21 protein-coding genes are annotated in these 25,312 nt (G+C 43.4%); 6 read left to right on the forward strand and 15 right to left on the reverse strand.

What is annotated here, in order from left to right:
- Nucleotides 1-55: 55 nt before the first annotated feature.
- Both CLOL250_RS11345 and CLOL250_RS11350 read right to left on the reverse strand, forming a co-directional pair.
- Nucleotides 56-2,347 carry a hydratase gene (locus CLOL250_RS11345; RefSeq protein WP_044946070.1) on the reverse strand — a complete coding sequence of 764 codons (2,292 nt, stop codon included), beginning with the start codon at nucleotides 2,345-2,347 and terminating at the stop codon, nucleotides 56-58.
- A gap of 120 nt (nucleotides 2,348-2,467) precedes the next feature.
- Entirely contained in the window at nucleotides 2,468-3,649 is a 1,182-nt protein-coding gene (locus tag CLOL250_RS11350) for a transglutaminase domain-containing protein (RefSeq protein WP_274922286.1), read from the reverse strand.
- Between the two features lie 292 nt (nucleotides 3,650-3,941).
- On the opposite strand from CLOL250_RS11350, the gene CLOL250_RS11355 reads away from it, so the two are divergent.
- Genes CLOL250_RS11355 through CLOL250_RS11370 form a run of 4 tightly spaced genes read left to right on the forward strand, consistent with a single transcriptional unit; the run spans nucleotide 3,942 to nucleotide 6,951 of the window.
- Nucleotides 3,942-4,517 carry a 2-oxoacid:acceptor oxidoreductase family protein gene (locus tag CLOL250_RS11355; RefSeq protein WP_008402650.1) on the forward strand — a complete coding sequence of 192 codons (576 nt, stop codon included), beginning with the start codon at nucleotides 3,942-3,944 and terminating at the stop codon, nucleotides 4,515-4,517.
- Entirely contained in the window at nucleotides 4,517-4,819 is a 303-nt protein-coding gene (locus CLOL250_RS11360) for a 4Fe-4S binding protein (protein ID WP_008402652.1), read from the forward strand. Before CLOL250_RS11355 ends, CLOL250_RS11360 begins: the two co-directional genes overlap by 1 nt.
- Nucleotides 4,820-6,001, forward strand: coding sequence for a 2-ketoisovalerate ferredoxin oxidoreductase subunit alpha (gene porA, locus CLOL250_RS11365; RefSeq protein WP_008402653.1), 1,182 nt, complete (start codon nucleotides 4,820-4,822; stop codon nucleotides 5,999-6,001).
- A 14-nt stretch (nucleotides 6,002-6,015) separates the two neighbouring features.
- A complete protein-coding gene (locus CLOL250_RS11370) occupies nucleotides 6,016-6,951 on the forward strand; it encodes a thiamine pyrophosphate-dependent enzyme (protein WP_008402654.1) in 936 nt (311 codons plus the stop codon).
- A 270-nt stretch (nucleotides 6,952-7,221) separates the two neighbouring features.
- On the opposite strand, the gene pnuC is transcribed toward CLOL250_RS11370, so the two are convergent.
- From pnuC to CLOL250_RS11400, 6 genes are all read right to left on the reverse strand, one after another.
- Nucleotides 7,222-7,902 (reverse strand): nicotinamide riboside transporter PnuC, encoded by a 681-nt coding sequence (gene pnuC / locus CLOL250_RS11375; RefSeq protein WP_008402656.1) that lies wholly within the window; start codon nucleotides 7,900-7,902, stop codon nucleotides 7,222-7,224.
- Between the two features lie 143 nt (nucleotides 7,903-8,045).
- The gene (locus CLOL250_RS11380; protein WP_008402657.1) at nucleotides 8,046-8,246 is read right to left on the reverse strand and encodes a cold-shock protein; all 201 of its coding nucleotides are present in this window, start codon (nucleotides 8,244-8,246) and stop codon (nucleotides 8,046-8,048) included.
- A gap of 135 nt (nucleotides 8,247-8,381) precedes the next feature.
- Nucleotides 8,382-8,930, reverse strand: coding sequence for a GNAT family N-acetyltransferase (locus tag CLOL250_RS11385; protein ID WP_008402658.1), 549 nt, complete (start codon nucleotides 8,928-8,930; stop codon nucleotides 8,382-8,384).
- A gap of 60 nt (nucleotides 8,931-8,990) precedes the next feature.
- Nucleotides 8,991-11,462 (reverse strand): 1,4-alpha-glucan branching protein GlgB, encoded by a 2,472-nt coding sequence (gene glgB / locus CLOL250_RS11390; protein ID WP_008402660.1) that lies wholly within the window; start codon nucleotides 11,460-11,462, stop codon nucleotides 8,991-8,993.
- Nucleotides 11,463-11,480: 18 nt separating this feature from the next.
- A complete protein-coding gene (locus CLOL250_RS11395) occupies nucleotides 11,481-12,164 on the reverse strand; it encodes a hypothetical protein (protein WP_008402661.1) in 684 nt (227 codons plus the stop codon).
- A gap of 473 nt (nucleotides 12,165-12,637) precedes the next feature.
- The gene (locus CLOL250_RS11400) at nucleotides 12,638-13,144 is read right to left on the reverse strand and encodes a GNAT family N-acetyltransferase (protein WP_008402664.1); all 507 of its coding nucleotides are present in this window, start codon (nucleotides 13,142-13,144) and stop codon (nucleotides 12,638-12,640) included.
- Nucleotides 13,145-13,338: 194 nt separating this feature from the next.
- Between CLOL250_RS11400 and CLOL250_RS11405 the strand changes: the two genes are divergently transcribed.
- On the forward strand, nucleotides 13,339-13,623 hold the full coding sequence (locus CLOL250_RS11405; protein WP_008402665.1) for a DUF1294 domain-containing protein: 285 nt from the start codon (nucleotides 13,339-13,341) through the stop codon (nucleotides 13,621-13,623).
- Between the two features lie 79 nt (nucleotides 13,624-13,702).
- Here the strand turns inward: CLOL250_RS11405 and aguB are convergent, their stop codons facing one another.
- The 4 genes from aguB to CLOL250_RS11425 form a co-directional block, all read right to left on the reverse strand.
- Nucleotides 13,703-14,557, reverse strand: coding sequence for an N-carbamoylputrescine amidase (gene aguB / locus CLOL250_RS11410; protein ID WP_044946072.1), 855 nt, complete (start codon nucleotides 14,555-14,557; stop codon nucleotides 13,703-13,705).
- Nucleotides 14,558-14,705: 148 nt separating this feature from the next.
- Nucleotides 14,706-16,355, reverse strand: a complete 1,650-nt coding sequence (locus CLOL250_RS11415; RefSeq protein WP_008402667.1) for an amidohydrolase — start codon at nucleotides 16,353-16,355, stop codon at nucleotides 14,706-14,708.
- 20 nt (nucleotides 16,356-16,375) lie between these two features.
- Complete coding sequence (locus CLOL250_RS11420; RefSeq protein ID WP_044946075.1) at nucleotides 16,376-17,731, reverse strand: Na+/H+ antiporter NhaC family protein; 1,356 nt, start codon at nucleotides 17,729-17,731, stop codon at nucleotides 16,376-16,378.
- Nucleotides 17,732-17,914: 183 nt separating this feature from the next.
- A complete protein-coding gene (locus CLOL250_RS11425; protein ID WP_008402669.1) occupies nucleotides 17,915-18,532 on the reverse strand; it encodes a cytidylate kinase-like family protein in 618 nt (205 codons plus the stop codon).
- A 242-nt stretch (nucleotides 18,533-18,774) separates the two neighbouring features.
- Here CLOL250_RS11425 and CLOL250_RS11430 point away from each other — a divergent pair, with 242 nt between their 5' ends.
- Nucleotides 18,775-19,527: a helix-turn-helix transcriptional regulator gene (locus tag CLOL250_RS11430; protein ID WP_044946077.1), complete on the forward strand. Its 753-nt coding sequence runs from the start codon at nucleotides 18,775-18,777 to the stop codon at nucleotides 19,525-19,527.
- On the opposite strand, the gene CLOL250_RS11435 is transcribed toward CLOL250_RS11430, so the two are convergent.
- From CLOL250_RS11435 to CLOL250_RS11445, 3 genes are all read right to left on the reverse strand, one after another.
- Complete coding sequence (locus CLOL250_RS11435) at nucleotides 19,510-20,532, reverse strand: Gfo/Idh/MocA family protein (RefSeq protein ID WP_342413224.1); 1,023 nt, start codon at nucleotides 20,530-20,532, stop codon at nucleotides 19,510-19,512. The genes CLOL250_RS11430 and CLOL250_RS11435 overlap by 18 nt on opposite strands.
- Before the next feature lie 32 nt (nucleotides 20,533-20,564).
- Entirely contained in the window at nucleotides 20,565-21,854 is a 1,290-nt protein-coding gene (locus CLOL250_RS11440) for a dihydroorotase (RefSeq protein ID WP_008402675.1), read from the reverse strand.
- Nucleotides 21,855-22,581: 727 nt separating this feature from the next.
- Nucleotides 22,582-25,311 (reverse strand): ABC transporter permease, encoded by a 2,730-nt coding sequence (locus tag CLOL250_RS11445; protein ID WP_008402678.1) that lies wholly within the window; start codon nucleotides 25,309-25,311, stop codon nucleotides 22,582-22,584.
- Between the last annotated feature and the right edge of the window lies 1 nt (nucleotide 25,312).

Below are 25,312 nucleotides of genomic sequence, written 5' to 3' on the forward strand. Positions count from 1 at the left end.
ACTTCCACTTATAGGTAGGACTCACCTTGTAAGGAAATTATTATATTAGAATACCTTAGTTGTTCTTATAGTAGTTGATCAGGCAGCCATCCATGATGATCTGTCTCTCATCATCGGTCAGGCTTCCAAGCTTCAGGTCTAATTCCTTGAAGTCTTTATTTACCACATATGCCTTGATGATCTCGTCCTTATTCTGAACAGCCTCACGGATACCCGGAATAAATACATAATCATCATTATCAAATGCGAAATCTTCCTCCATGATGAATGGAAGCATACCCCAGTTGATCAGGTTGGATCTGTAACGCTTTGTTGCATATTCCTTGGCAATGTTTGCCCAGCCGCCAAGTACCTTCTGGCAGGAAGCAGCCTGCTCTCTGGCAGAACCATCACCCGGCTTTACAGCAAAGATCGTACTACCGTAACCGGTATTGGAACCTGTGATCTCACGATCTGCAAATTTTGCTTTGATCTCTTTCATCATAGGCTTCATGGATTCATCTGCTTTGCAGAAGCATCCAAGTTCTTCTCTCTTCTTCTCAACTGCCTGAATTGCCTTTGCACGGCCTACATATTCAGGATCCTTTCTGGATAAAGTGAACTCAGCAAGTCCAAGCGGATTTGAACGGTAGGAAGATGTCTCACCGGATGGAATAAGTTCATCTGTAGTTGTTACAGGATCGTTAATAACAGATGCAACCTTTAATAACAGGTTGTCTGTCAGTGCGATCATCTCAGGCCAGTCCTTGATATTCGGACCAAACTTGATCTCAACAGATGGATCAGCCTTGCCGACACCATTGTAAACTCGTCTGTCATAAATGGTCTTATCGAAGAAATATTTCTGTCCCTTGTATTCAACATCCAGATCTGTAGCTGCTGTAAGGTATCCCTTATTTGCTGCTGTAGCTGCGATCGAACGTGCATCCATAAGTGCAACGGATGAGATCTGACCATTCTGGATCTTGGAGCCTTCACGGTTCGGGAAGTTTCTGGTTGAATGACGGATTGATAATGCATTATTTGCAGGTGTATCTCCGGCACCAAAGCAAGGGCCGCAGAATGCTGTCTTAACGATCGTACCTGTCTCGATCAGGTCAGCCAGTACACCGTTCTTTGCAAGCTCCATATAGATAGGAGTTGATGCAGGGTATACAGATAATGTAAATTCATCTGCACCGATGCTTCTTCCACGGATGATATCCGCTGCCTGACAGATGTTCTCGAATCCACCACCGGCACATCCGGCAATGATTCCCTGTTCTACATATAACTTGCCATCACGGACTTTATCCTTTAATGTGAAGTCAACCTTACCGTCCAGACTAACCAATGCGCGCTTCTCGCAGTCGTCTAAGATATCCATCAGGTTTGCATTTAATTCTTCAATTGTATATGTATTGCTTGGATGGAATGGCATAGCGATCATTGGTTTTACCTTTGACAGATCCACATATACAACACCATCATAGTAAGCAACAGAACCCGGATTCATTTCCTTATATGCTTCCGGTCTGTAGTGTGTATCATACCACTCCTTGATCTTCTCATCTGTCTTCCAGATAGAGGACAGACAGGTTGTCTCGGTTGTCATTACATCGATACCGATACGGAAATCAGCAGATAATTTATCAACACCAGGTCCTACAAATTCCATTACCTTATTCTTAACATAACCGCACTGGAAAGTTGCACCGATAATCGCAAGAGCAACGTCCTGAGGACCTACTCCCTTTGCAACTTCTCCGTCCAGATAGATTGCTACTACACCGGGCTTAGCTACATCGTAAGTTCTGCATAAGAGCTGCTTTGCAAGCTCTCCGCCGCCTTCGCCGATCGCCATTGTACCGAGCGCACCATAACGGGTATGACTGTCGGAACCAAGGATCATTGCGCCACATTCTGCAAGCATTTCTCTTGCGAACTGATGGATAACAGCCTGATGAGGCGGAACATAGACACCACCGAATTTCTTTGCGCAGGAAAGACCAAACATGTGGTCATCCTCATTGATCGTACCACCAACTGCACATAAGGAGTTGTGACAGTTTGTAAGGACATAAGGGATTGGGAATTCTTTCAGTCCTGAAGCTCTTGCTGTCTGGATAATACCTACAAATGTTATATCATGAGAGGTCATCTTATCGAATTTGATCTTAAGATTGTCCATATTGTCAGATGTGTTGTGCTTCTCCAGGATACCATATGCCATAGTATTCTTTGCAGCTTCTTCCTTGGATGGAGCTGTACCTAACTTCTGTGTAAGGATCGCATTTGCATCGACATTGTCTTCTACAAGCTCTGTGCCATTTAAAAGATAAGCACCATTGTCAAATAATTTAATCATTCTATTTCCTCCTAATTTGTTGGTGATTCTTTTTCTCATTTTGTCAATCGCTGTTTATTTTAACACAAATCGGCATAGTTGTGAACAACTATGCCGATGAAAGTTTTCATTATAATATTTTTAATCATCCTGCTTCAACCGGAACCCTGAATGAGCACCACTGCCTTTATTCTGTGAAGCACTTTCAGCAGAATCCGCAGTCTGAGGTTGTTCATGATTCATGGTAGTCTCATCTACATTCTCTGCCATCTGTGTTGTATATGGTGCTGTCTGATAGTCCGTGACCGCATTTTCATTCGCCGGAACGGTCGCTTCATCTGTAAATGCACCTGTAACCACCTGCATTCTCTTATGGAGTTCTTCCATTCTCTGCGCTTCCTCCTGCGCTTCCAGACGGGCTTTCTCTAACTTCTTCCGTTTCATCTTCCGGTCAAGCAGCCAGATATATAATGCAAATCCTGCCGCAATCACTCCGATGATCGACCAGATCATGATCGCATTATAATTCGGGAACATTCTATAATATTCCGCTGCCGTCTTTCCTGTCACATCCATAGAGGTTTCTGCATCGGAACCGCCATGATCATGTCCCTGCCAGTCCGCATCAGATTTAAGGAAATAATCATATCCGACATTCTGTCCACCAAGATCATCCCATGTCAGATCGATATTATACCAGTGTCCATCCACCTGAACCCGATTCCACAGATGCTCGGATTCCAGTCCAAAACCATATTCACAGGTGACCGGGACTCCGGCTTTTTTCATAATGATATAAAATGCCAGCGCATATCCGTTACATGCCGAATCGCCTCTGTACAGAGTATTACATGCGCCACCGGATGAGCGGTTATATTCATTATGTAAGATAATATAATCATGTACCGCTTTCACCTTCTCGTAATCTGACAGCCCCTTTATCTTCCCCGAAATCTGTCCGGAACGGATAAATACAAGAAAGCTTTTTAACCGGCTCATATGATTGATCTTTACCGCTACTTTTTCTCCACCTGAATCCGGCGTATATACATAAGAAAATGCATAGAATTCTCCACCTGCATACATATTCTTTTCCATCAACTTGTCAAGGACCGACTGATAATCCATATACGGTTCCCCTGTTGTCTTTAGCGTAACCGTATTCTTATACCTTGAAGCGGCTGTTGCTACTGCATCATTGATCTCTTCGTATGTTGACAGTCTTCCTGTCGATACCGGCAGCATCTTTAAAACGACACAGTAAACAATAAACAACAGAATGATTCCCTCAATTACGATCTTTACTTTTTTCCCTTTTGACATTTTTCTCTCCTCTTTTTTTACATTCTTGATACGATTCATTATACCTCATTTTTCACTATTACAAAATCCTATTACCTGCACTTTTCCGTTTTTTATTCGTTCAAATTTCTTATCTTATTTACAAAAAAATTTTTATTTACTTCTTATTTATACATGATATAATAAAAAAGTCTACGTTTTATTAAGAAATTTTTTCAATAAACCTTCTATTTGTCTGAAATCATAAGGGAAATCATTTCTATATTCATTCTGACATATCGATGCGTTTATAGTCACAAGGAGAGATTAAAAAGTGAAAGATACGATTGAGATCAGATGGCATGGCCGGGGCGGCCAGGGTGCCAAAACTGCTGCTCTGCTGCTTGCAGACGTAGCTTTTAAAACAGGAAAATACGTTCAGGGTTTTCCGGAATATGGTCCGGAGCGAATGGGTGCACCGATCACTGCTTATAACAGAATCAGCAGCGATCCGATCCGCGTTCATTCCAATATCTACACCCCACAGTATGTTGTTGTCGTTGACGAGTCCCTCTTGGAATCCGTGGATGTAACCGCCGGATTAAAAGAAGATGGTGCGATCGTCATTAACACCCCAAAGACACCGGATGAGGTTCGTCCTCATTTAAATGGCTACAAAGGAAAAGTTTATACATTAGATGCCCGGGAGATCTCGATGCAGACACTCGGCAGGAACTTCCCGAATTCTCCTATGCTTGCTGCTATCGTTGCAGTCAGCGGTATCATGGAGCAGGATGATTTCCTTGCAGATATGAGACTTTCCTATCAGCATAAATTTGCAAAGAAGCCTGAGGTTATCGATGGAAATATGAAAGCCCTTGAGCTTGCATTTAAGGAGGTAACCAAGTAATGAGAACAGATATCAGCAGAATACATGAGAAAAGTAAATATACAGAGATCACCCCCGGTAACCATGTGTACGGCGGTGGTACTTCCAAAGCATTTAACACAGGTGAATGGAGAACTGCTACTCCTGTCATAGATGAGAGCAAATGTGTACACTGTCTGTTATGTGCACCGGTCTGTCCGGACAGCTGCATCCCGGTCGTAGGCGGCAAACGTCTTGACTTCGATCTGAACCACTGCAAGGGCTGCGGTATCTGCGCTTATCAGTGTAAGTTTGGTGCTATTACGATGAAGGAGGGCAAATAAATGGGTATCAGAGAACGTTTATCAGGAAATGAAGCGGTGTCTTATGCGATCAAGCAGATCAACCCGGATGTCATGCCGGCATTCCCGATCACCCCTTCTACAGAGATTCCACAGTTTGTTTCTACATATATTTCAAATGGTGAGATCGACACAGAGTTTATTCCGGTCGAGAGTGAGCACAGTGCTATGAGTGCTGCGATCGGTGCAAGTGCTGCCGGCTGCCGTGTCTTAACAGCAACCTCATCCTGCGGTATGGCGCTGATGTGGGAGGAGCTCTATGTTGCAGCTTCCAACCGTCTGCCGATCGCACTGGCTCTTGTAAACAGAGCTTTATCCGGCCCGATCAACATCAACTGCGACCACTCAGACAGTATGGGTGCAAGAGATACCGGATGGATCCAGATCTATGCAGAGAATAATCAGGAAGCTTATGATAATTTCGTACAGGCTTACCGGATCGCAGAGCACAAGGATGTCCGTCTTCCGATCATGATCTGTCAGGATGGTTTCATCACCAGCCACGCAGTTGAGAATATCGAACTGTTAGAGGATGACAAGGTAAAAGCATTTGTCGGTGAATACAATCCGGAACAGTACCTGTTGAATCCAAAGATGCCTATGGCAGTCGGTCCATATGCAACTTCTCCATTCTATATGGAATCCAAAATGAATCAGAACGAAGCTATGAAGAATGCCAAGCAGGTGATCTTGGATGTTGCGAATGATTTTGCAAAAATCTCAGGCAGACAGTACGGCTTCTTTGAGGAATATAAATTAGAGGATGCTGATTATGCGATCGTTATGATCGGTTCCGCAGCAGGAACGACAAAAGAAGCAATCGATGCATTACGCGCACAGGGCAAGAAGGTCGGCTTATTAAAGCTCCGTGTCTTCCGTCCATTCCCAGGTGAAGAAATTGCTAAGGCGCTGGCTCATACAAAGGCAGTTGCGATCTTAGACCGTTCCGAAGGCTTCCGTGCAGGCGGCGGTCCTTTATCCGCTGAGATCAAGGAGCACCTGTATGATATCGGAGCTTCTACAAAGGCTGTCAGCTATATCTACGGTCTTGGCGGCAGAGATTATACAACAGTGGAAGCAACCGATGTATTTAACCAGTTAGAGGAAATGATCGAGCAGGGCAAGACCATTCCACAGTATCAGTATATTGGACTTAGAAAGTAAGGAGGTAAGACAAAATGGCATATAATTTTAAAGAAGTAATGAACAAGCCTGAGCGTCTTGCTCCGGGTCATAGAATGTGTGCAGGCTGCGGCGGTACGATCGCAGTTCGTAATGTACTCCGTGCCCTTCATGAGGGTGACAAAGCAGTTATCGGTAACGCTACCGGATGTCTGGAGGTTTCCACCTTCATGTATCCATATACTGCTTACGAAGACAGTTACATTCATAATGCATTTGAAAATGCAGGTGCTACCCTCTCCGGTGTAGAGACTGCTTATCATGTATTAAAGAAAAAGGGTAAATTAGATGAAACATACAAATTCATAACATTTGGCGGTGACGGCGGTACTTACGATATCGGTCTTCAGTCTTTATCCGGTGCTATGGAGCGTGGTCATGACATGGTATATGTCTGCTACGATAACGGTGCTTACATGAATACCGGTATCCAGCGTTCTTCTGCTACTCCGATGTATGCAGATACAACTACCACTCCTGTCGGTTCCCAGTCAAACGGTAAGATGCAGAACCGTAAGGATCTGGCACAGGTTATGGCAGCTCATGATATCCCTTATGTCGGTCAGACTACTCTGCTTGGCAACATGCGTGATATCTATGAGAAATCCGAAAAAGCCATCTACACACCGGGTGCTGCTTTCTTAAATGTTATGGCTCCTTGTCCTCGTGGCTGGCGTTATCCTACCGAACAGATCATGGATATCTGTAAGCTGGCGGTTGAGACCTGCTACTGGCCTTTATTTGAAGTCATCGAAGGCAAATGGATCTTAAGCTATTCTCCTAAGAAGAAGCTTCCGATCGAGGACTTCTTACGGACACAGGGTCGTTTCAAGCATTTATTCAAGCCTGAAAATGAGCATTTACTCGTTCAGTATCAGGAGGAAGTGGATCGCCGTTGGGAGGATCTGCTGTTCCGCTGTTCGAAGAACTAATCACATACGAAAACGGACGAATCCCCTCTATGGTGTGTTCTACATATTCATTCCGCAAGTCGTTTGCACTCTATTCTAACGCAACGGTGCTAAGCTCGTCGCATATAGCGACTCACTAAGAACCGGCGTTAGAAAAGGCTTGCTTCATGAATAGTAAAACACACCATAGCGGGGATTCTGTTTTTTATTAGTCGATAACTTCTTCAGCTCCACAGCTACAAACTCTCTTGTGTAAAGTAATAGTACCAACAGCCCACTTTTTTCTGCATTTTACAGCTGTATCCGTTCCCGCCTCTTCCAACTGATATAGCCATACATATCATTGATAAAGAAGATACCGAAATTCACAACGACCGGAATATAGGCAGGGTTCTCCATCGAGGCAAGCACCCATAAAATGATCAGTACAATATCATTTGCCGCATACCATACTGCATAATACGAGGAACGGAGCATCGTAAGTGCTGCTGCCAGAAAACTGGTTATGATCGATATGGTGCTGAATATAATATTCGGAGTATCGAATACAACTAAAATATAATAAAATACTGCCGTTACGATCACGCCGGATATAATAAGCCCTATGATGTGCTTCCGGTTCAGCTTCTGGATCTTTACGACATTTCCGTTTCCACCGGACGGATTTCTAAGCCATGTGATCGTAGACCAGATCGCCATCGGCATTGTCATGCCAAGGTATGTGATCATCTCGCCCCAGTAATGGAACCGATAGGAAATGATCCCATAAAGGATGCTGAATATCACCATCAGGATCTGCGCCCATACATTTCCCTTTGCTGCAAAGATCAGCGAAGTTACACCTACCAATGCTGCTACCAGAGTCAGCAGATCAAAATCGGTTGTCAGCAGGTTCGATATGCATACAATACAAATAGATCCTAACCAGATGATCCATTCCTTTTTTGTTAATTCTTTCATTGGATTGTTCATGTTTTCTTTCTCCTGTGCCGCTATTCTAATATATAATCATGATTTCCGCAAGAAGCCGCAAAAAAATACCCCATGACGATCATCGGTTCTCAAAATTCTGAGTACCAATAATCTGTCATGAGGTATCTTCATTATGTATCAGCTTACAGCTTTGTTACATTTGCAGCCTGAGGTCCTTTTTCTCCCTCAATTACTTCGAACTCAACTTTGTCGCCTTCCTCCAATACTTTGAAACCAGACATATTTAAAGCTGAGAAATGTACAAAAATGTCATCACCATTCTCATCGCTGATAAATCCATATCCTTTTTTTGCATTAAACCATTTTACTGTACCTGTTTTCATTTGAATTTCCTCCTAAAACTTAATACCTGGAAAACTAAAGAGGCACAGAGCTTCTCGCTCTGTGCCTCTTTGCACTTCTCCTATATTATATTGCTTGGATTATCTTTTTGCAAGTGTTTTTTATAAATTTCTTTTTCATTGACCAAATCTTACATCCGGCATATCCTTCTCGTGCTCGCCGATCATCTTCTCCATCCAGATCATATCGTACCATTCACAAAACTTATAGCCGCTGTTATGAAAACGCCCAACCAGCGTAAAGCCCATTTTTTTATGGAATCTGTAACTGTCATCCGTCAGATGTCCGCTCTCTGCTGCCGGACTTGCGATACAGGCATTCATGTTCAGGATTCCCATTTCCTTCAGTAGTTTTTCCAGATTCTCATATAGGGCTTTGCCAAGCCCCAACTGCCTGCAGTCTTTTCGGATATATATCGTTGTTTCCACTGACCAGTCATATGCCTTTCTGTCTTTGAAACCTGCTGCATATGCATAGCCTGCGATCTTCCCATCCACGACTGCCTTTATGTATGGATACTTTGCTGAGATCTGCTCGATCCTGTTCCTGAATTCATCTACAGACGGTACTTCATATTCAAATGATATTGCTGTTTCTTCTACATAGGGTGCATAAATGGCGAGAAGCTCCTCCGCATCCGCTGTACTTACTTTTTCTATCTTCATGTCTTCTCCTTATGCCTACAAAAAATGCTGCACCGCACAAGTACGATCCAGCATTTTTTATTATTTCTTAGTAGTCTTCTTTGAAACTGCCGCTTTTGTCTGTGCAGGATTCGTCTTACTTACTGTTTCTTTTGTCTTTGTCGCAGCCGTCTTCTTCTCCGGCTCCTTTTTTACAACTTCCGTCGTCTCTACATTCTTCTTTTCCGTTGCAGTTTTCTTCGCAGCCGTTTTCTTCGCAGCCGCGCGTTTTGCTGCTGCCGCTTTCTTTTCTGCCTCTTTCTTCTTCAGAATATCCTCCGGTGTTACATCGGTGTAATCATATTCCAGAACAACAGTAGAAAGTGGCGGTACTGTTACACTGATCGAATAAGGCATACGTTCTGTCTTCTTATCGATTGCCTTAATCTTACCACTATTTAATCTGCCTGCTCCGCCAAACTGTACGTCATCGGAATTCAGAACTTCTTTATATGTTGTGAAGCAAGGTGCTCCAACTTCATAATTATCATATTCAACCGGCACGAAATTGCAGATAAATAACAACTGCTTACTTGGTGTAGAACCTCGACGGATAAATGAAACCACACCCTTATCCGGATGGTCACAGTTGATCCACTCAAAGCCCATCACATCGCTGTCATTTGCATATAACGCATCATTTGCATTGTACAGATTATTTAACGCTTTTACCCAACGCTGTACACCCTGATTCAACGGATTGTCAAGGACAAACCAGTCAAGACTTCTTGCCTCGCTCCACTCGCGCGGCTGTGCAAATTCCTGACCCATGAATAACAGCTTTTTGCCCGGATGACCATACATATAACCATATGCCAGACGAAGATTTGCAAATTTCTGAGGTTCGCTTCCCGGCATCTTATTGATCATTGAACATTTCAGATGTACGACCTCATCATGTGAAATGACAAGAACATAATTCTCTGCATATGTATAGGATAAGCTGAAGGTCAGCTTGTTATGGTTAAAGCTTCTGAAATATGGATCCATCTTCATGTACTCGAGGAAGTCATTCATCCATCCCATATTCCATTTGAACAGGAAGCCAAGTCCGTTCATGGATGCCGGAGCAGTCACACCGGCCCATGCAGTTGATTCCTCTGCGATCAGGAATGCTCCCGGATTCTTTTCTTCCATAATAGCATTGATATTCTGCAGCAGCTTAATTGCATCCAGGTTCTCATTGCCGCCATTTTCATTTGGAAGCCACTGTCCATCCTGCTTACCGTAGTCCAGATATAACATGGATGCAACAGCATCTACCCGTAACGCATCGATATGGAACTTCTCTACCCAGAAAAGTGCATTTGCAATCAGGAAGTTTGCAACCTCTGCTCTGCCATAATCGAAAATATAAGTACCCCAATCCGGATGCTCGCCTCTTCTTGGATCCGGATGCTCATAGAGCGGCATACCATCAAATCTGCCAAGCCCGTGTGCATCCTTCGGGAAATGTGCAGGTACCCAGTCTAAGATGATACCGATTCCCTTACTATGTAAATAGTCAATAAAATACATGAAATCTTCCGGTGATCCGTATCTGGATGTCGGTGCATAATAATTCGTTACCTGATAGCCCCAGGAACCATCAAACGGATACTCTGCGATACCCATGATCTCCACATGTGTATAGCCCATATCCTTTACATAATCCGCAACCATCGGAGCTAACTCTCTATAACTGAAGAAGCCGCTGTCATCGTCTTCAACTTTCTTTCTCCATGAACCGAGATGCATCTCATAGATGGTCATCGGCATCTTCATGCGATCTGTTCTGCTATAGGTTCTTCTCTTATTTACCCATGCGGTATCCTTCCACTTGTAGGACGTCAGATCTGCAACAACCGAACCATTGTCCGGACGCATCTGTGCCTGATTTCCGTATGGATCACTCTTATATAAGACCTCATCATAACGGGTCAGAATCTGGTATTTGTATACTGCACCGGAAAGCACATTTGGAATAAACAGCTCATAGATTCCACCGTTTGGTCGAAGCTGCATCGGATGTAAATTACCATCCCACATATTGAAATCACCGACAACGCTGACTCTCCGCGCGTCCGGAGCCCATACCGCAAAATAAGTTCCTTTTACGCCATCGATCGTCATCGGATGTGCTCCAAATTTATTATAGATCTCGTAGTGCTTGCCTTCCGCAAATAAATAAGAATCAAAATCTGAAATCTGGCTGTCAAATGCATATGGATCTGCTGTCGTAACAGTCGTTCCATCCTCATAAGTTGTTACCAGATTATATTTTGTTCCGCTAAATTCCTTCTTAGGGAAAAAGATCGCATAGAAGCCCTCATCCGTTACCTTCTCCATCGTATGAACTTTTTTACCTGTTCTGGATGTAACCTTCACTTCCACCGCATGTGGACGATAGGCTGTGATGATCTGTCCTTCCCCATATTCATGAATACCCAGCAGATGCTTTGGTGCATTCAATTTACCTGCGATCAGTTCATCATACAGTACCCAGTTGATCCAATCGTTGATTCTCTTGTTCATATAACCCTCCTGAATATATTAGAATTTGTGTGGCTGTGTCTTTCGCCAGCTTATCAGTCGTACTATGATCGTTATAACAAGTCCGGCAAGTATCACTCCTGTATAGATCAGGAACATCCGAAGTCCCAGATTATCCGGGATCAGCGAGATCAGTCTGTCATCCCCTGAGAAAAATACATCATACCTGCCTTTAAATACCATCTCACGAACGCCATAGAAAATGCCGCTTCCGGATACCGCAAGCAGGATCAGTGATACCATTCCGATCACACTTGCTGCAACGCCGCCCCATACGACACATTCATACATTCGTCTTTTCTTTACTGCCAGAAATCCTATGATAAGCAGGATCACCGACAGGAACATCATTCGTTTCGCCTCATCCTTCACCTTCTTCAACTGTCTAAGCTGCGTCAGGTTATAGTCGTAAAGCTTCACATTTCCTTTATCAAAATCAACATTATTTCCGGTTTCCTTCAGTCCATCCGCAATGATACTGTACTCCAGCCACGCCTCGAACTCCGTCAGAGCAGTTTCCGAACCATCTGCTTCATCTGTCTCAAATGTTCGTCCGGTCATCTCTGATGTGTACTCTGCCTCACTGATATTCACTCCCTGGAATGAGATAAACACCGCAGACGACACGATCAGCATTACAACTGCAATCGCAAGGATCACCTGAAAAAATCTATATTTAAACATGATTATCTATCCTGATTTCTATTCTAAAGTCTTATTTGACACATCAAATAAATTATATCGTTCTTATTACGCACATTAATTATTTTACCATTTTAATTGACTTGTGTAAAGAAAACATACTGCTTTCTTCATTATATATTTCTGCCACATACTGTCTTCGCTCTTAAATTTTATTTTATTAAACATATTACTTTGATCCATAAAGACTTGGCAGATAAGATAATTGCAGCATGCTAATATTTTAAATGTTCCGATACAAAATAAAAGCAATATAAAATGTTAAGACATCGCGAAGATTTCGTTATGAGGTTTGTGCTAACCGTCAGCATCAAGCCCATGTTTGAGTCCATAAGGACGAGTTTGGGCGACTGCTGACAAATCAGTTGCACGAACCGAATAGAAATCTTTACTGTCTTGCATTATATTATCTGACCGACATTCCATGTCTGAAATCAATTTTCAATTAACAACGATCATCTGCCAAGTTCACGCAGGTCAAAGTAATATGGGCAGATGTCTTCGTAATGGCCATCCTTCATGCGAAAGCCCCCCGGAATCGTTCCAAGCTGCGTAAATCCAAGCCTCTCATAGAGGTGCCTTGCATGCACATTCGTAGCCACCACCGCATTAAACTGCAGCACCAGATAATCATGCGCCTTTGCATGCGTCAGGCAGTCAGACACCAACTTCTCTCCGATATGAAGCCCTCTTACATCCGCATCTACCGCATAGCTGGCATTGCAGATATGACCGCAGCGTCCGACATTATTTGGATGCAGGATATAAAGTCCGAGCACCTTTCCTGTGTCTGTATCCTCTGCCACCGCGGTATAGGTCTGTCCTGCAAAGAATCCCCTGCCTGTCTCCTCTGTCAGGTCATCCTCCTGTGGAAAAGCAACTCCATCATCTACCACACGGTTCCAGATGCGGTTCATCTCCTGTATGTCTGAATCTTTATATTCTCTGATCTGTATATTCATCTTTCGTCCTTCTTTCTTATTTTATGCATCATTATAAGCCCGTATCAAACAGGCTTCAAGAATATAAATATAGACAATCCACAAAAATCATCTTAAAATGCATATAATGAAAATCTGCTTGACTGGAAACTGCGAAGGAACGAACTTCTTCTCTGTGAAAACAGTCTGTACGGATGAAAGGAGTATAACCACATATGTTATTTGAACTGATAAAAGATCATTTATTCTTAAGTATATATATCCTGATCAATCTGATCGTGTTTTTCCTGTATGGCATCGACAAATGGAAAGCCATTCATCACAAATGGCGCATCCCGGAAGCCCACCTGATCCTTGCCGGAGTATTCGGAATCTTTGGTGCCGTTCTTGGTATGCTGTTATTCCGACATAAAATCAGGAAGCCCAAATTCTACATTGGGCTTCCTGCAATCTTCATTCTTGAACTTGTGTGCGTGATCTTATACATAAAATATCATTGAAATATTTTTGCTTTTATGATCATTTGTCATTTGTGAATATCAGCTATTCATAAATAACGGCTATCCTATAAAAGTCATATTAATGATGCATCAGCGTTCCGTACATCTCCGGTCTGCGGTCACGGAACACGCCCCATTCTCTACGCATCTGTGCGATCGCATCCAGATCAAATTCATGGACAAGCACAGATTCTGTCTCACGGTCTGCCTCCTCCACGATCGTTCCGGTCTGATCTGCGATAAAGGAAGAACCGTAAAATGTCATTGAAGATTCATCGTCCGTCTCGGTTCCGATACGGTTCGATGCGATCACCGGCATAATATTGGCTGCTGCATGTCCCTGCATCGCATGCTGCCAGTGTGACTTGGAATCAACATTTAATGTAGGCTCGCTTCCGATCGCAGTCGGATAGAATAACAGCTCTGCGCCAAGAAGTGCCATGCTTCTGGCAGCCTCCGGAAACCACTGATCCCAGCAGATGCCAACGCCGATATCTGCATATTTTGTCTTCCATACCTTAAATCCGGTATCTCCCGGTGTAAAATAAAACTTCTCCGCATATGGAAGTCCATCCGGGATATGGGTCTTACGATATGTTCCAAGGATCGTTCCATCTGCATCAATGATCGCTATTGTATTAAATGCTGTATTTCCTGCCTTTTCATAAAAGCTGATCGGCAGAACAACCTGAAGCTCTTTTGCAACCTCGGTAAATCGTTTTACTGCTGCATTTCCTGAAAGTGGCTTTGCCAGATCAAAATATTCAAATTTCTGCTTCTGACAGAAATACGGAGTTTCAAATAATTCCTGTAACAAGATAATATTTGCACCTTCTGCTGCTGCCTTTCGAACCAGCTTCTCTGCCTTGTCTAACACTTCTTCTCTATTCCAGCTACAGCTCATCTGGGTAGCCGCTACCTTTACCTTTCTCATACTCATATCCTCCTGTTATCAAAATATCTATATACTGTTATCAGAACATCTTATTTCTTTATCCTATATTTTCTGCCATTGATTTCCGGCTTACCTTCTACTTACATCTGCCAAATCTATCTTCCACCGGTTGTCTGTTTTCAACGGCTTATATTCCACTCGCACCTGCCAGATTATTCAGTCTGTCATATATCGTCTGTCCCTCAAATATATTCCATACCACTTTGGTATCCGGTATCTTCTCAGAATCGATCGTAAACAGATTCCGATCCAGCACGATGAGGTTTGCACATTTGCCTTCTTCGATCGAACCGGTTCGGTCTTCTGCCTGATAGACGTAAGCAGCTCCGTAGGTATATCCTTTTAAGACTGTCGCCATATCAATGACCTCCCACGGATTCTGACCGGATATTCTTCCATCTGCATCCTTTCTGGTCACTGCCGCATAGATTGTCTGAAATGGATCTAATCCCACAACCGGATAATCCGTTCCGACTGCAAATGCCGCTCCTGTATTCATGATACTTTTCATCGGCCATTCATATCTGCACCGCTTCTTTCCAAGCCGCACGATCTTGTCATTATTGGACAGGATCAGATGATATGGCTGCATCGATGCTACAACATCCAGTTCCTTGAATCTCCTGATATCATCGGGATGAATATTTTCGATATGCTCGATCGTATTTCTGAGATCCTTTCTTCCGGTTCTTTTTTCCGCTTCCTCGTACATATCAAGCGCCATGCGCACAGAACCATCTGCGATACAATGAAGTCTGACCTGTATGCCTGCCTCATTTGCCGCAGTGATCTCCTCCTGCATCTTCGCTCTCGGCCAGAGCGGAAGTTTCTCCCCACAGGTATCCGGGCGGTCTGTATATGGCTCTAAGAGCAGTCCGGTATAAGTCTCCGTCACCCCATCAATAAACCCCTTTAAACCGGTGATCTGAAAATGTCTGGAATCCAGTTTTTCCTTCATCTCAAAGAACTTTTCAAATGAGGTATAGCCAAATAACTTCGTGTAGACATATACATTTGCATACAGCCCTTCTTCATCATCCAGCTTTTTCAGCAATTCATATTTCTTATAAGTCTCTTCTGTATAATCTTCTGCAAACATCTCACTTAAGCCTGCAACTCCGTTCTCCGCAAGTACCTGTTTGAAATGTCTGTGTATTTCTGTCATTTCTTCATCCGTAAAATCCATGAACTTTTCCATGGCGGGCGCATAGGCTTCCGGTTCGATCAACATTCCGGTAAGCTCTCCATCCGGGTAAGTCTCGATCATGCCATTTGCAAGACTCGGATTCGGTCTGATCCCGGCTTCAGCAAGTGCTGCTGAATTCAGCCACATGCTGTGTGCATCCGCACATTCCAGATATACCGGAGTATCCGGGAAATATGCATCCAGACTTCGCTTGTCCGGCATACGATCCTCCGTCCAGTTCCCGATAAACCATCCAGTTCCGCGGATTCGCTTCTGTCCGGGATGCGCCTTTACATATGCCGCCATCTGCTCCACACATTCCTGTTCCGAATGGCAGACATCCAAAATGTTGCATACATATTCACTTGCGGCTACCGCTCCGGTAAATATATGGGTATGTGCATCGATAAAGGACGGCATGACAAGCTTGTCACCCATATCGTATATCGGAACATCCGCCGGAACGGCATTTGTCTCATCATATGGCAGGAGCTTCTTGATCCTGTCACCTTTGATCCAGACAGCAAGCGGCTTACAGCTATCCGCCCGACCATCAAATACTGCCCGGCTCTTTATAATATATTCTGCCATATCACATGCCCCCTTTTACTCTAAACTATAAATCCACAGATCAGGAAACCAACGATCGACAACATAGCTGCGATCATAACATATGGAAACTGGGATACTGCATGTTCCATATTATCAATACCTGCACTGTTCGATGACAGAAGCGTTGCATCACAGTAGAAGCATGCATGGCTTCCAAATGCACCACCGGAGATAATTGCTGCCATGATCAGAACCGGGTTTGCGGAGATTGCTGCGCCAAGCGGGAATACGATCGGTGCAACGACTGCACTCATGCCCCAGAAGGATCCGGTTGCAAAACAAAGCGCCGCAACAAGGATAAATGTGATCATCGGGAACAGAGAGCCTGTTAATAATGGCTGTGCAAGATCGATTATATAATCTGTCATGTTAAGCTGTTCTGTTACCTTCTGCAATAAGAACGCAAGTACCAGTAAGGTAAGGGTTGGAAGCATATCCGCAAATCCCTTTACAATCACACCAAAGATCTCATTTGCAGCTATAATCTTTCTTGGAAGATACATCAGCATACAACATGCGATTGCAAGTACAACTGCCAGAAGAAGATCACCTGTGATAATGGCGATCGCTACAAGGACTGCCATCGGAATAACGAAATCCCAGATATTTCCGTCTTCTTCATAACCTGCACGGTCTTCATGATTGTACTTTCTGCTGGCATCACTGTAGACCTTTCCGGTCTCCTCTACACGCTTATATGCTTTCTTCATACCACCAAGCTTTGGCATGATTCCCATACAGAATAAAAATACGATCAATAATATAATGATTGGATAAAAACAGAATGGAATGGCACTTAAGTACGCTTTCATACCGGAGGTGAATCCGTATGCCTGCACACTCGGCTGATCAATAAACAGGCTTGCATAGAAAACTGCCCATGTTGAAAACGGAAGAAGTACACAGACCGGAGCACCTGTGGAATCCAGCATGAACGCCAGTGTCTCTCTCGGTATCTTACGTTTATCATAAACACCCTTCATACAGGCACCGATCGATAAAACGTTCAGATAATCATCTACAAAGATCAATATACCAAGTATAAATGTGGTAAGTAATGTCTTTCGCTCTGAATTACATAATTTGGAAACCAGCTTAGAAAAACCATAATTTCCCTTTGCTGTCTGAAGTAAGGCAATCAGGCTGCCGAACAATCCGCATACCACAACGATCCAGACATTTTCCGAAATCGTCTCCTGAAGCATCGTACACCATTGTGTCAGAAATGAACCTTTAAATAATAATGCCGCGCCGACCAGAGAACCCCCGATCATAAATTCTTCGCAGCGATGTGTCAGTATCGAACCGACAATTACGATCAGCACTATTAACAGTGCCACTAAGCCATGTGTCATAACCATTCTTCCTTTCTGTCTTGTATTTTTTCCTGTAAAACGAAAAAAGGCGTATCCGCAATGCCGTATGACATTACAGATACGCCTTCGTATCAACTGCTTTTAGTTTACAATTCCATTTACTTATTTACAATTATTATATATGATAAGTTTCTACTTAATTTTAATTACATCCAATCCTTATTAATCACTGATAAACTTCTCACGTACCAGTTCTGCCAGATACTTTGCAGTACCTTCTACACCGAGCAGACTGCTGTTGATCAGGATATCACAATGATTGATGTCTCCCGGCTTATATCCGGCATAATTCATGTGATAGGAATCACGCGCCTCATCAACGGCTACGATCATCTTACGGGCTTCATCGATTTCCAGTCCCATCGAATTCACACAATTCTCAACACGATCCGGGTACGGAGCATAGATGAATATATTCATCACATTGTCCATCTCACTTAAGATAAAGTCAGAGCAGCGTCCAACGATCACACATGAGCTTTTCTCTGCAAGAAATCGTATGATATTCTGCTGTGCATCGAAAATATCATCCTGTGTACTGTTCGTGCCACCGCCAAGCGGAAGTACCATTCTGGAAAACGGATTCTTGAAGATCTTCTTTGCGCTTTCTTCTTCTTCGTCTACAACAGAAGCGGGAAGCTTCAACTGCTTGGCTGCCTGATCCACGATATCTCTGTCGTAATACTCTATTCCCAGTTGTTCTGCCATCAGTTTTGCGATTGGTCTTCCAAGGCTTCCGAACTGTCTCGTAATTGTTATAACATATTTTTTATCCTTCATCCGCAACGCTTCCTTTCTCTGATCTCTTTTTCGTTTTATAGCTTATCTCAATTTCCTACTGTTTTTCAATTATTAATTTGAGGTAAATGCTAATCATTTTCGGTAGTATATACTTGAAAACAAGTATTTTGCAATATATAATTGTATTTATATAACTTTCAACCGGATGGCTTGCTACGCAAATGAAGCGGTCTTGGCATCTGCCTGAAAATCAACATCATTTCACGCGAAGGAGACCCACAATGGAAAAGAACAACTTTCTGATCTATAACGATATCGTATATACGCTGTACCAATGTAAATCCTATGAAGCACTGAGAGATGAATTTCTCCCAAGGCTTCGCCTGCTGATCCCATTTACTTATGCGAGCATTATCTCCGTCAATCCGGAAAACCGAACTGAGATCGTACCGACTCCGGTCTGCTTTCCTGATTATTTCTATGAAGCAGAACTGCTCTACATCGATCATATGAGTGAGGATCATCTGCTCTGGATCAACAATGTACGGGAATCCCAGCTTGTAAGAGAAAGCGATCTGGTAAATGATGATGTCCGTCTGAACTCTTCTCTCTATCAGCACTGTTATCAGAAATTCCATGTCTACGATTCCTTACAGTACAGCATGATCTGCAGTGGAGAATTCTCCGGTATCCTGACGCTGTTTCGGACCAAGATCGATGGGGATTTTACAGACGATGATATGTTCTTCTTCCGTTCTCTTGGCAAACATATCAACGTAACCTATGAACAGATCCTATATCCGGAAAAAAAGAAAGGCCATACCGCTCTTGCAAACCGTATCCCGGCACTTGCAAAAGGCTATGACCTTACTCCACGAGAGACAGAGATCCTGTCTCTGATCTTTTCATTTGCAAATAACGATGAGATTGCAGCCACTCTCGGGATCAGTGAGAACACGATCCAGAAGCACTTACAGAATATCTTCCGAAAGACCGGAACCTCATCAAAATGGGATCTACTCCGTCTTTCCTGATTCTTCCGGATAGACTAAGCCCCAGTTCTTTCGAAGGTCTGTCATGATATTCATGACATCTCCGGTAAAAGGCATCTGCATCCGGCTTACATCTCCGGACTGTACCGCTTCTTCCATATCCCGCATCTCATATTCAAGCGCACGCTTTGTTTCACCGGCTTCTACCGGTGTAACTGCTCCGCTTGCAGCATCTACGATAATCGCTTTATCAGCTCTTGGATATTCCATGATCTCGATATACCCTTTTTCGCAACTGATCATTGCACGCTTTGGCTGCTTTGAATGCATGGACAACGTAATAGCCGCCATCTGCTGTTCTTTATTCATCAGGATGATGCTTGCCTGCTCATCCGTCCCTGTCGGTGCGAACCGCACCTGACTCATCACCTGATCCGGTGTCTCTGCCATGAAGCTGCGCATCAGACTGAGTGCATATACTCCGATATCAAGCAATGCACCACCGGCAAGATTGATGTTAAAGAAACGATTATTCATATCATATTCTTTATAGCTTCCGAAATTCAACTGTATCATCTGAACCTTTCCGAGTTCACCGGATGATACGATCTCCCATAATTTCTTATATAATGGCATATGCCAGATCGTCATGGCTTCCGCCAGTATCACATGATGCTCCTCTGCAATCTGCAATGCCTCATTTAATTCATCACTGTTCAGCGTGATCGACTTCTCACACAATACATGCTTGCCGTTTGCAAGTGCCAGTCTCAGGAATTCAATGTGGGTATTATGTGGCGTTGTAATATAGATAATGTCGATCTCCGGATCTGTAAACATCTCATGAAAATCATCATATACCTTTGTTACATGATATTTCTCCGCAAATGCAACTGCCTTCTCATGGGTACGGTTTCCTACCGCATATAAGGATTTACCCATCTGTTCCAGTGCCTGTGCCATTTCATTTGCAATTACACCTGTACCAAGTACTGCCCATCTTAATTCTTTTGCCATTTCTTCTTCCTCCTGTGCAAAAAAATGTATGATTCCCTGTATGTACCCGTATCCCCTGTGTTCTAGTTCTCTGCTACGATCTTACCGTTGCAGATCGTGTAATGAAGCTTTCCCGGAAGTGTCCAGCCAAGAAATGGTGAATTCGAGGCTTTGGAATGGAAATGTTCAACGATCCATTCTTCATTTTCTCCAAATATCACAATATCGGCCGGTGCTCCTGCCTGGATGCTGCCCGGTGTCATCCGGTAGAACTCCATCGGGTTCTTACTCATCAGCTCCATAAGCTTCATAAGTGTGATGTAGCCCGGCTGTACCAGTGAACGGATTCCCAGTGCCAGTGATGTCTCAAGGCCTGTGATCCCACTCGGTGCCTGTGCCATCGGACGTGCCTTTTCTTCTGCACTGTGCGGTGCATGATCGGTTACGATCATATCGATCGTGCCGTCCTGAATACCTTCAATGATCTTCAACCGGTCCGCTTCTTCTCTGACCGGTGGGTTCATTCTTGCCATTGTTCCATAGGTCAGAACTGCATCCTCTGTCAGTGTAAAATGATGTGGTGTTGCTTCTGCATGAACATCCGCACCAAGCTTCTTTGCCAGCCTTACTAACTCAACGGAATTTCCGGAACTGATATGCTGAATACAGACAGATGCTCCTGTATGAAGGGCAAGGATACAGTCTCTTGCGACCATGACATCCTCTGCTGTTCTGGAAGCCCCACCATAGCCAAGCTGCTCGGATACTGCTCCCATATTCACACCTGCACCTTTTACAAATGCAGGATCTTCTTCATGCAGACTGATCGGCAGATCAAGCGCTTTCGCACGAAGCATTGCCTCCGTTAAGACTTCTTCATCCATGATCGGAATACCATCATCTGTAAATCCGGCAGCACCATGTTCTGCCAGCAGTTCCATATCCACAAGTTCTTTTCCCTTCAGATCCTTTGTAACGGTCGCCGTCTGGATCACATGGATCCCGGTCGTTTCCCCTTTTCTCTGAATATACTCAAGTGTCTCTACATTATCAACTGCCGGCTTCGTATTTGCCATACAGATAACCGTCGTAAATCCGCCATAAGCGGCAGCCTCTGCTCCGGTCTCGATGTCCTCTTTATAAGTAAAGCCCGGATCTCTGAAATGTACATGGGTATCGACCAGCCCCGGTGCAACCACCAGACCTTCCGCATCGATCACGCGAACATCACCTGTACCATACTTTTCCCTGCATGCTTCCGGATCTATCTGCTGTTCCACTTCTGTGATCACCGCACCATCAACCAGCACATCAAGCTTCCGATCTGTATTTGTCACAGGATCCACAACCCTGCCGTTCTTTATTAATAACATGCAATATCCTCCTGATATATACTATCCGCAGGCATGTGCCTGCACTGCCAGTTTACCACAGACCCACTTTTTCTGACAACTGCCAGTTGTATACCTATAAGGAAAATTACAGCCATCAGTCCCAACTGTATGCTATATACCACTATTCAAAAAACATGCTCGTTTTTCTATTTGAAACACATGCCCTATTCGCAGTAGCTCCGTGCAAACTCGCTCTTCGAGCTCAGACATACACTCGCTACTGCTGGCAATGTGTTTCAAATAACGACAAACTGAGCAATTGTTTTTTTGAACAGTGATATAGCATACAGTTGGAACTGATGGCTGTAATTTTCTTCTGCCAGTATGCATCATACAACTGTAAATGGTAATTTCTGATTCTTCTAAATAATGACTGAGTCCATTGAATTTCCAAAGTAGCATTATATATTTTAAGTAAAATACATATATATTTCCAGCAAGTTATATAACTTATAGCTATAGCGAGAAATTGTTTCCTTCTGCTACAGCTACAGGATATATGCAACTGCTATGAAAACAATTGCTCTATTTTTCGTCATGCGAAACACATGCCAGCGTCTGTGGGTGCATGTCTGAGCTCGAAGAGCGAGTTTGCACAGAACAGACGCGAATCAGGCATGTGTTTCGAATAGAAAAATGAGCATGTTTTCTGTAGTGCATATATCTTGCAGCTGTAACTGATAGAGACAATTTCTCACCCTTTCTCCTACTCGCGGTTTTTCAGCACTTCAGCAGGCACCATCTTGCGGATTCTGCGGATCAGCAGATGGTTGATGATGAAGTACAGGATCAGGATACCTGCGAAGATGGCAAGGTACATCCAGAATGGGAAGGACTTGTCGATACCGCAGGCAATATTCGGAACAAAGGCAGGCTCATAAGCCACATCCATGATCCATTTGGTCAGTGGAATCGAGATCAATGACCCTATCGTTATGATATAGAAATTACCATCCAGATACATCTTCTTCACTTCCTTATTTCGGTATCCGAAGATCTTAATCAACGCAATGTTGAAAGAAGACCGATCTATCATAACCTTCATCATCAGATACATAACAACAATGAAGATCAGAACAGATACTCCTCCGATCGTAAGGATCATTCCCTGCATTATATCCGAGAAGATACCGGCAGCCTTCTTCACATCGGTCTTTGTCGTTGTTGCATATAATCTTCCGGTCTCGACATCGAGTGCATGGTCGGAAAATACAACATTGAAATAATCCTCCGGTTCGTCGAATAACTCAAGTGCCTTGTCATATGGCATAAACACTATAAAGGATGGAGCATACTGCGCAACAGATGCGATCTCAAATGCATAGATCTTATCTGCTTCATCATCCTTTAGTGTCAGAATATCACCAACATCCAGACCGTATTTGTAAGCGATCGAAGAACTGATCGCAACCTTACTGGATGAATCTGACAGATCCACATCAAAGAACGGATTATTCTCTGTCAGTCCCATAACTGTTATGTCAAAGTTGTAACCGTAAATTTTCTTTTTCAGTGTCTTTGCATATGCCTCATATCCACCTTCCGGAACTTCCTCTGTCGGATATTTGTAGGTATACATATACTCATACTTTGTATCATTTACATAATCACGATTTACATTCGCACAGTAAGTATATATCTCCAGTGACATCATCGCCAGCAGAAGACTTACAAACATTCCAAATACTACCGTAAATCCGGTACGGCTCTCACGAAGCATCTGGCGGATCTTGAACAGATTCATGAAGCTCATATTTCCAAGCTTTATATTCTTGCCCTTACCAACCTTCTGCTCATTCCTGATCATTGTAAGAACCGGCTTCGACAGTCTCTTTCGGATAACCAGTGAATTAACGATTATAGAAATAACCGGTGGAACCACGATTCCATAAATGAACAGATATGGCATATAGATAACATCCAGATCCGGAAGGGAATAATAGTTGTAGCAGTCCTGCATCTGGATCGGCACACCAAGGCTTGAATATCCAAGCAGTGTTCCGATCAGACCTGAAACAAATGTGATCACAGTCGGAAGTGTTACATAATGTGCCATCAGATTCTTTCTCTTTACCCCAAGTGCATATAACGCACCGATAACGGCACTTTCCTGATCGATCGAATGTACAACGAACACTGATAATACATAAGAGATCAGTATCAACAGGATCGCACCTGCGATCGTACCAACGCTCCGGTATAATTCCTGATCACCGGAAGCCGCCTGAATTCTCGCATTATCCCCTGCCTTTACAAAAGTCATAAGGTTCTGTGCATCCTCTGAGAAGATGTCATCGATCATATCATCTGTCTCATCCTTTAACTCCTGAATACCATCCAGCAGTTCATTGGAACCATCTTCAGCTTCTTTTGTTCCGTCTGTATATTCTATAATTCCATCGTCAAATGCCTTAAGCTCCTTTAACTGTGACAACAGATCTTTATAAGAGAAACGCAGAATTGCATTGTCTGCACCATCAATCTCAGTCTGCAGAACAGTCTCAAAATTATCCTTTGTCAGTTCTTCTACACCATAATTCTTTAAGGTCTTATTTGCCTCCTTCAGATAAGCCTCAAAGATTTCTCCCGATGCATCTGTTAACTCTAAATTATGATCGGTCAGTTCAGCAAGTCCGTCCTTTAACTCTTTTACTCCATCTAACAGCTCCTGAATACCATCGGTCAGATCGTCCTTCTGTCCCATCGTACGATTCCAGTATTCTTGGAAAAATGGATCCTCTACATCTCCTGATGAGAACTCCAGATCCTCCAAACGGTCTTTTAATTCATCGTCCGTCATAGCACCATTTAACCGGTATGCATAATAATATTCCTCTGACTTTATACTTTTTTCTTCTGCACGAAGTGTATCGTATACGTCAGCTGCAACAAATCCTGTACCAAAATGCAGGCAGTCGCATCCGGTATCTCCCAGAGATTTTAATACGTTATCATAATCCGGTGTTGTCCCGATTCCGGTAATGGTAAATTCCCGTCCGCCAAATGTAAGCACATCACCTAATGATATATTATTCTTCTCTGCAAACTGGCGTTCTACCACCAGCTCATTTTTCTTTTCTGCAAGTGTACCTTTTACCAGATTAATCTTATTGATCTCATCTCTGTTTGCAAAGATACGGAGCGTATGATCTTCGTCGATCTCATAGTCCATATAGAACTGTGGCTCGATCGTCACACCATCGGCTTCCAGATCTTCCATTTCCTCATCCTTCATCGGTACGAACAATGAAAAATCTCCATCCTCAACACACTGTCTGCTGTCAGCATTCTCACTTCCGCGAATGATCGTCTCTGCTGCGCCGACCAGACTGACTACCAGATACATGGCAAGTATGATCAGAAGGGACAATGCCAGATATCTTGGAAGGTTGCTTTTGAAATCTCTCCAAATCCTTTTTCTCAATACTTTCTGCATC

The organism is Clostridium sp. L2-50 (assembly GCF_000154245.1).
In the GTDB taxonomy this organism is placed as follows: domain Bacteria; phylum Bacillota; class Clostridia; order Lachnospirales; family Lachnospiraceae; genus Coprococcus.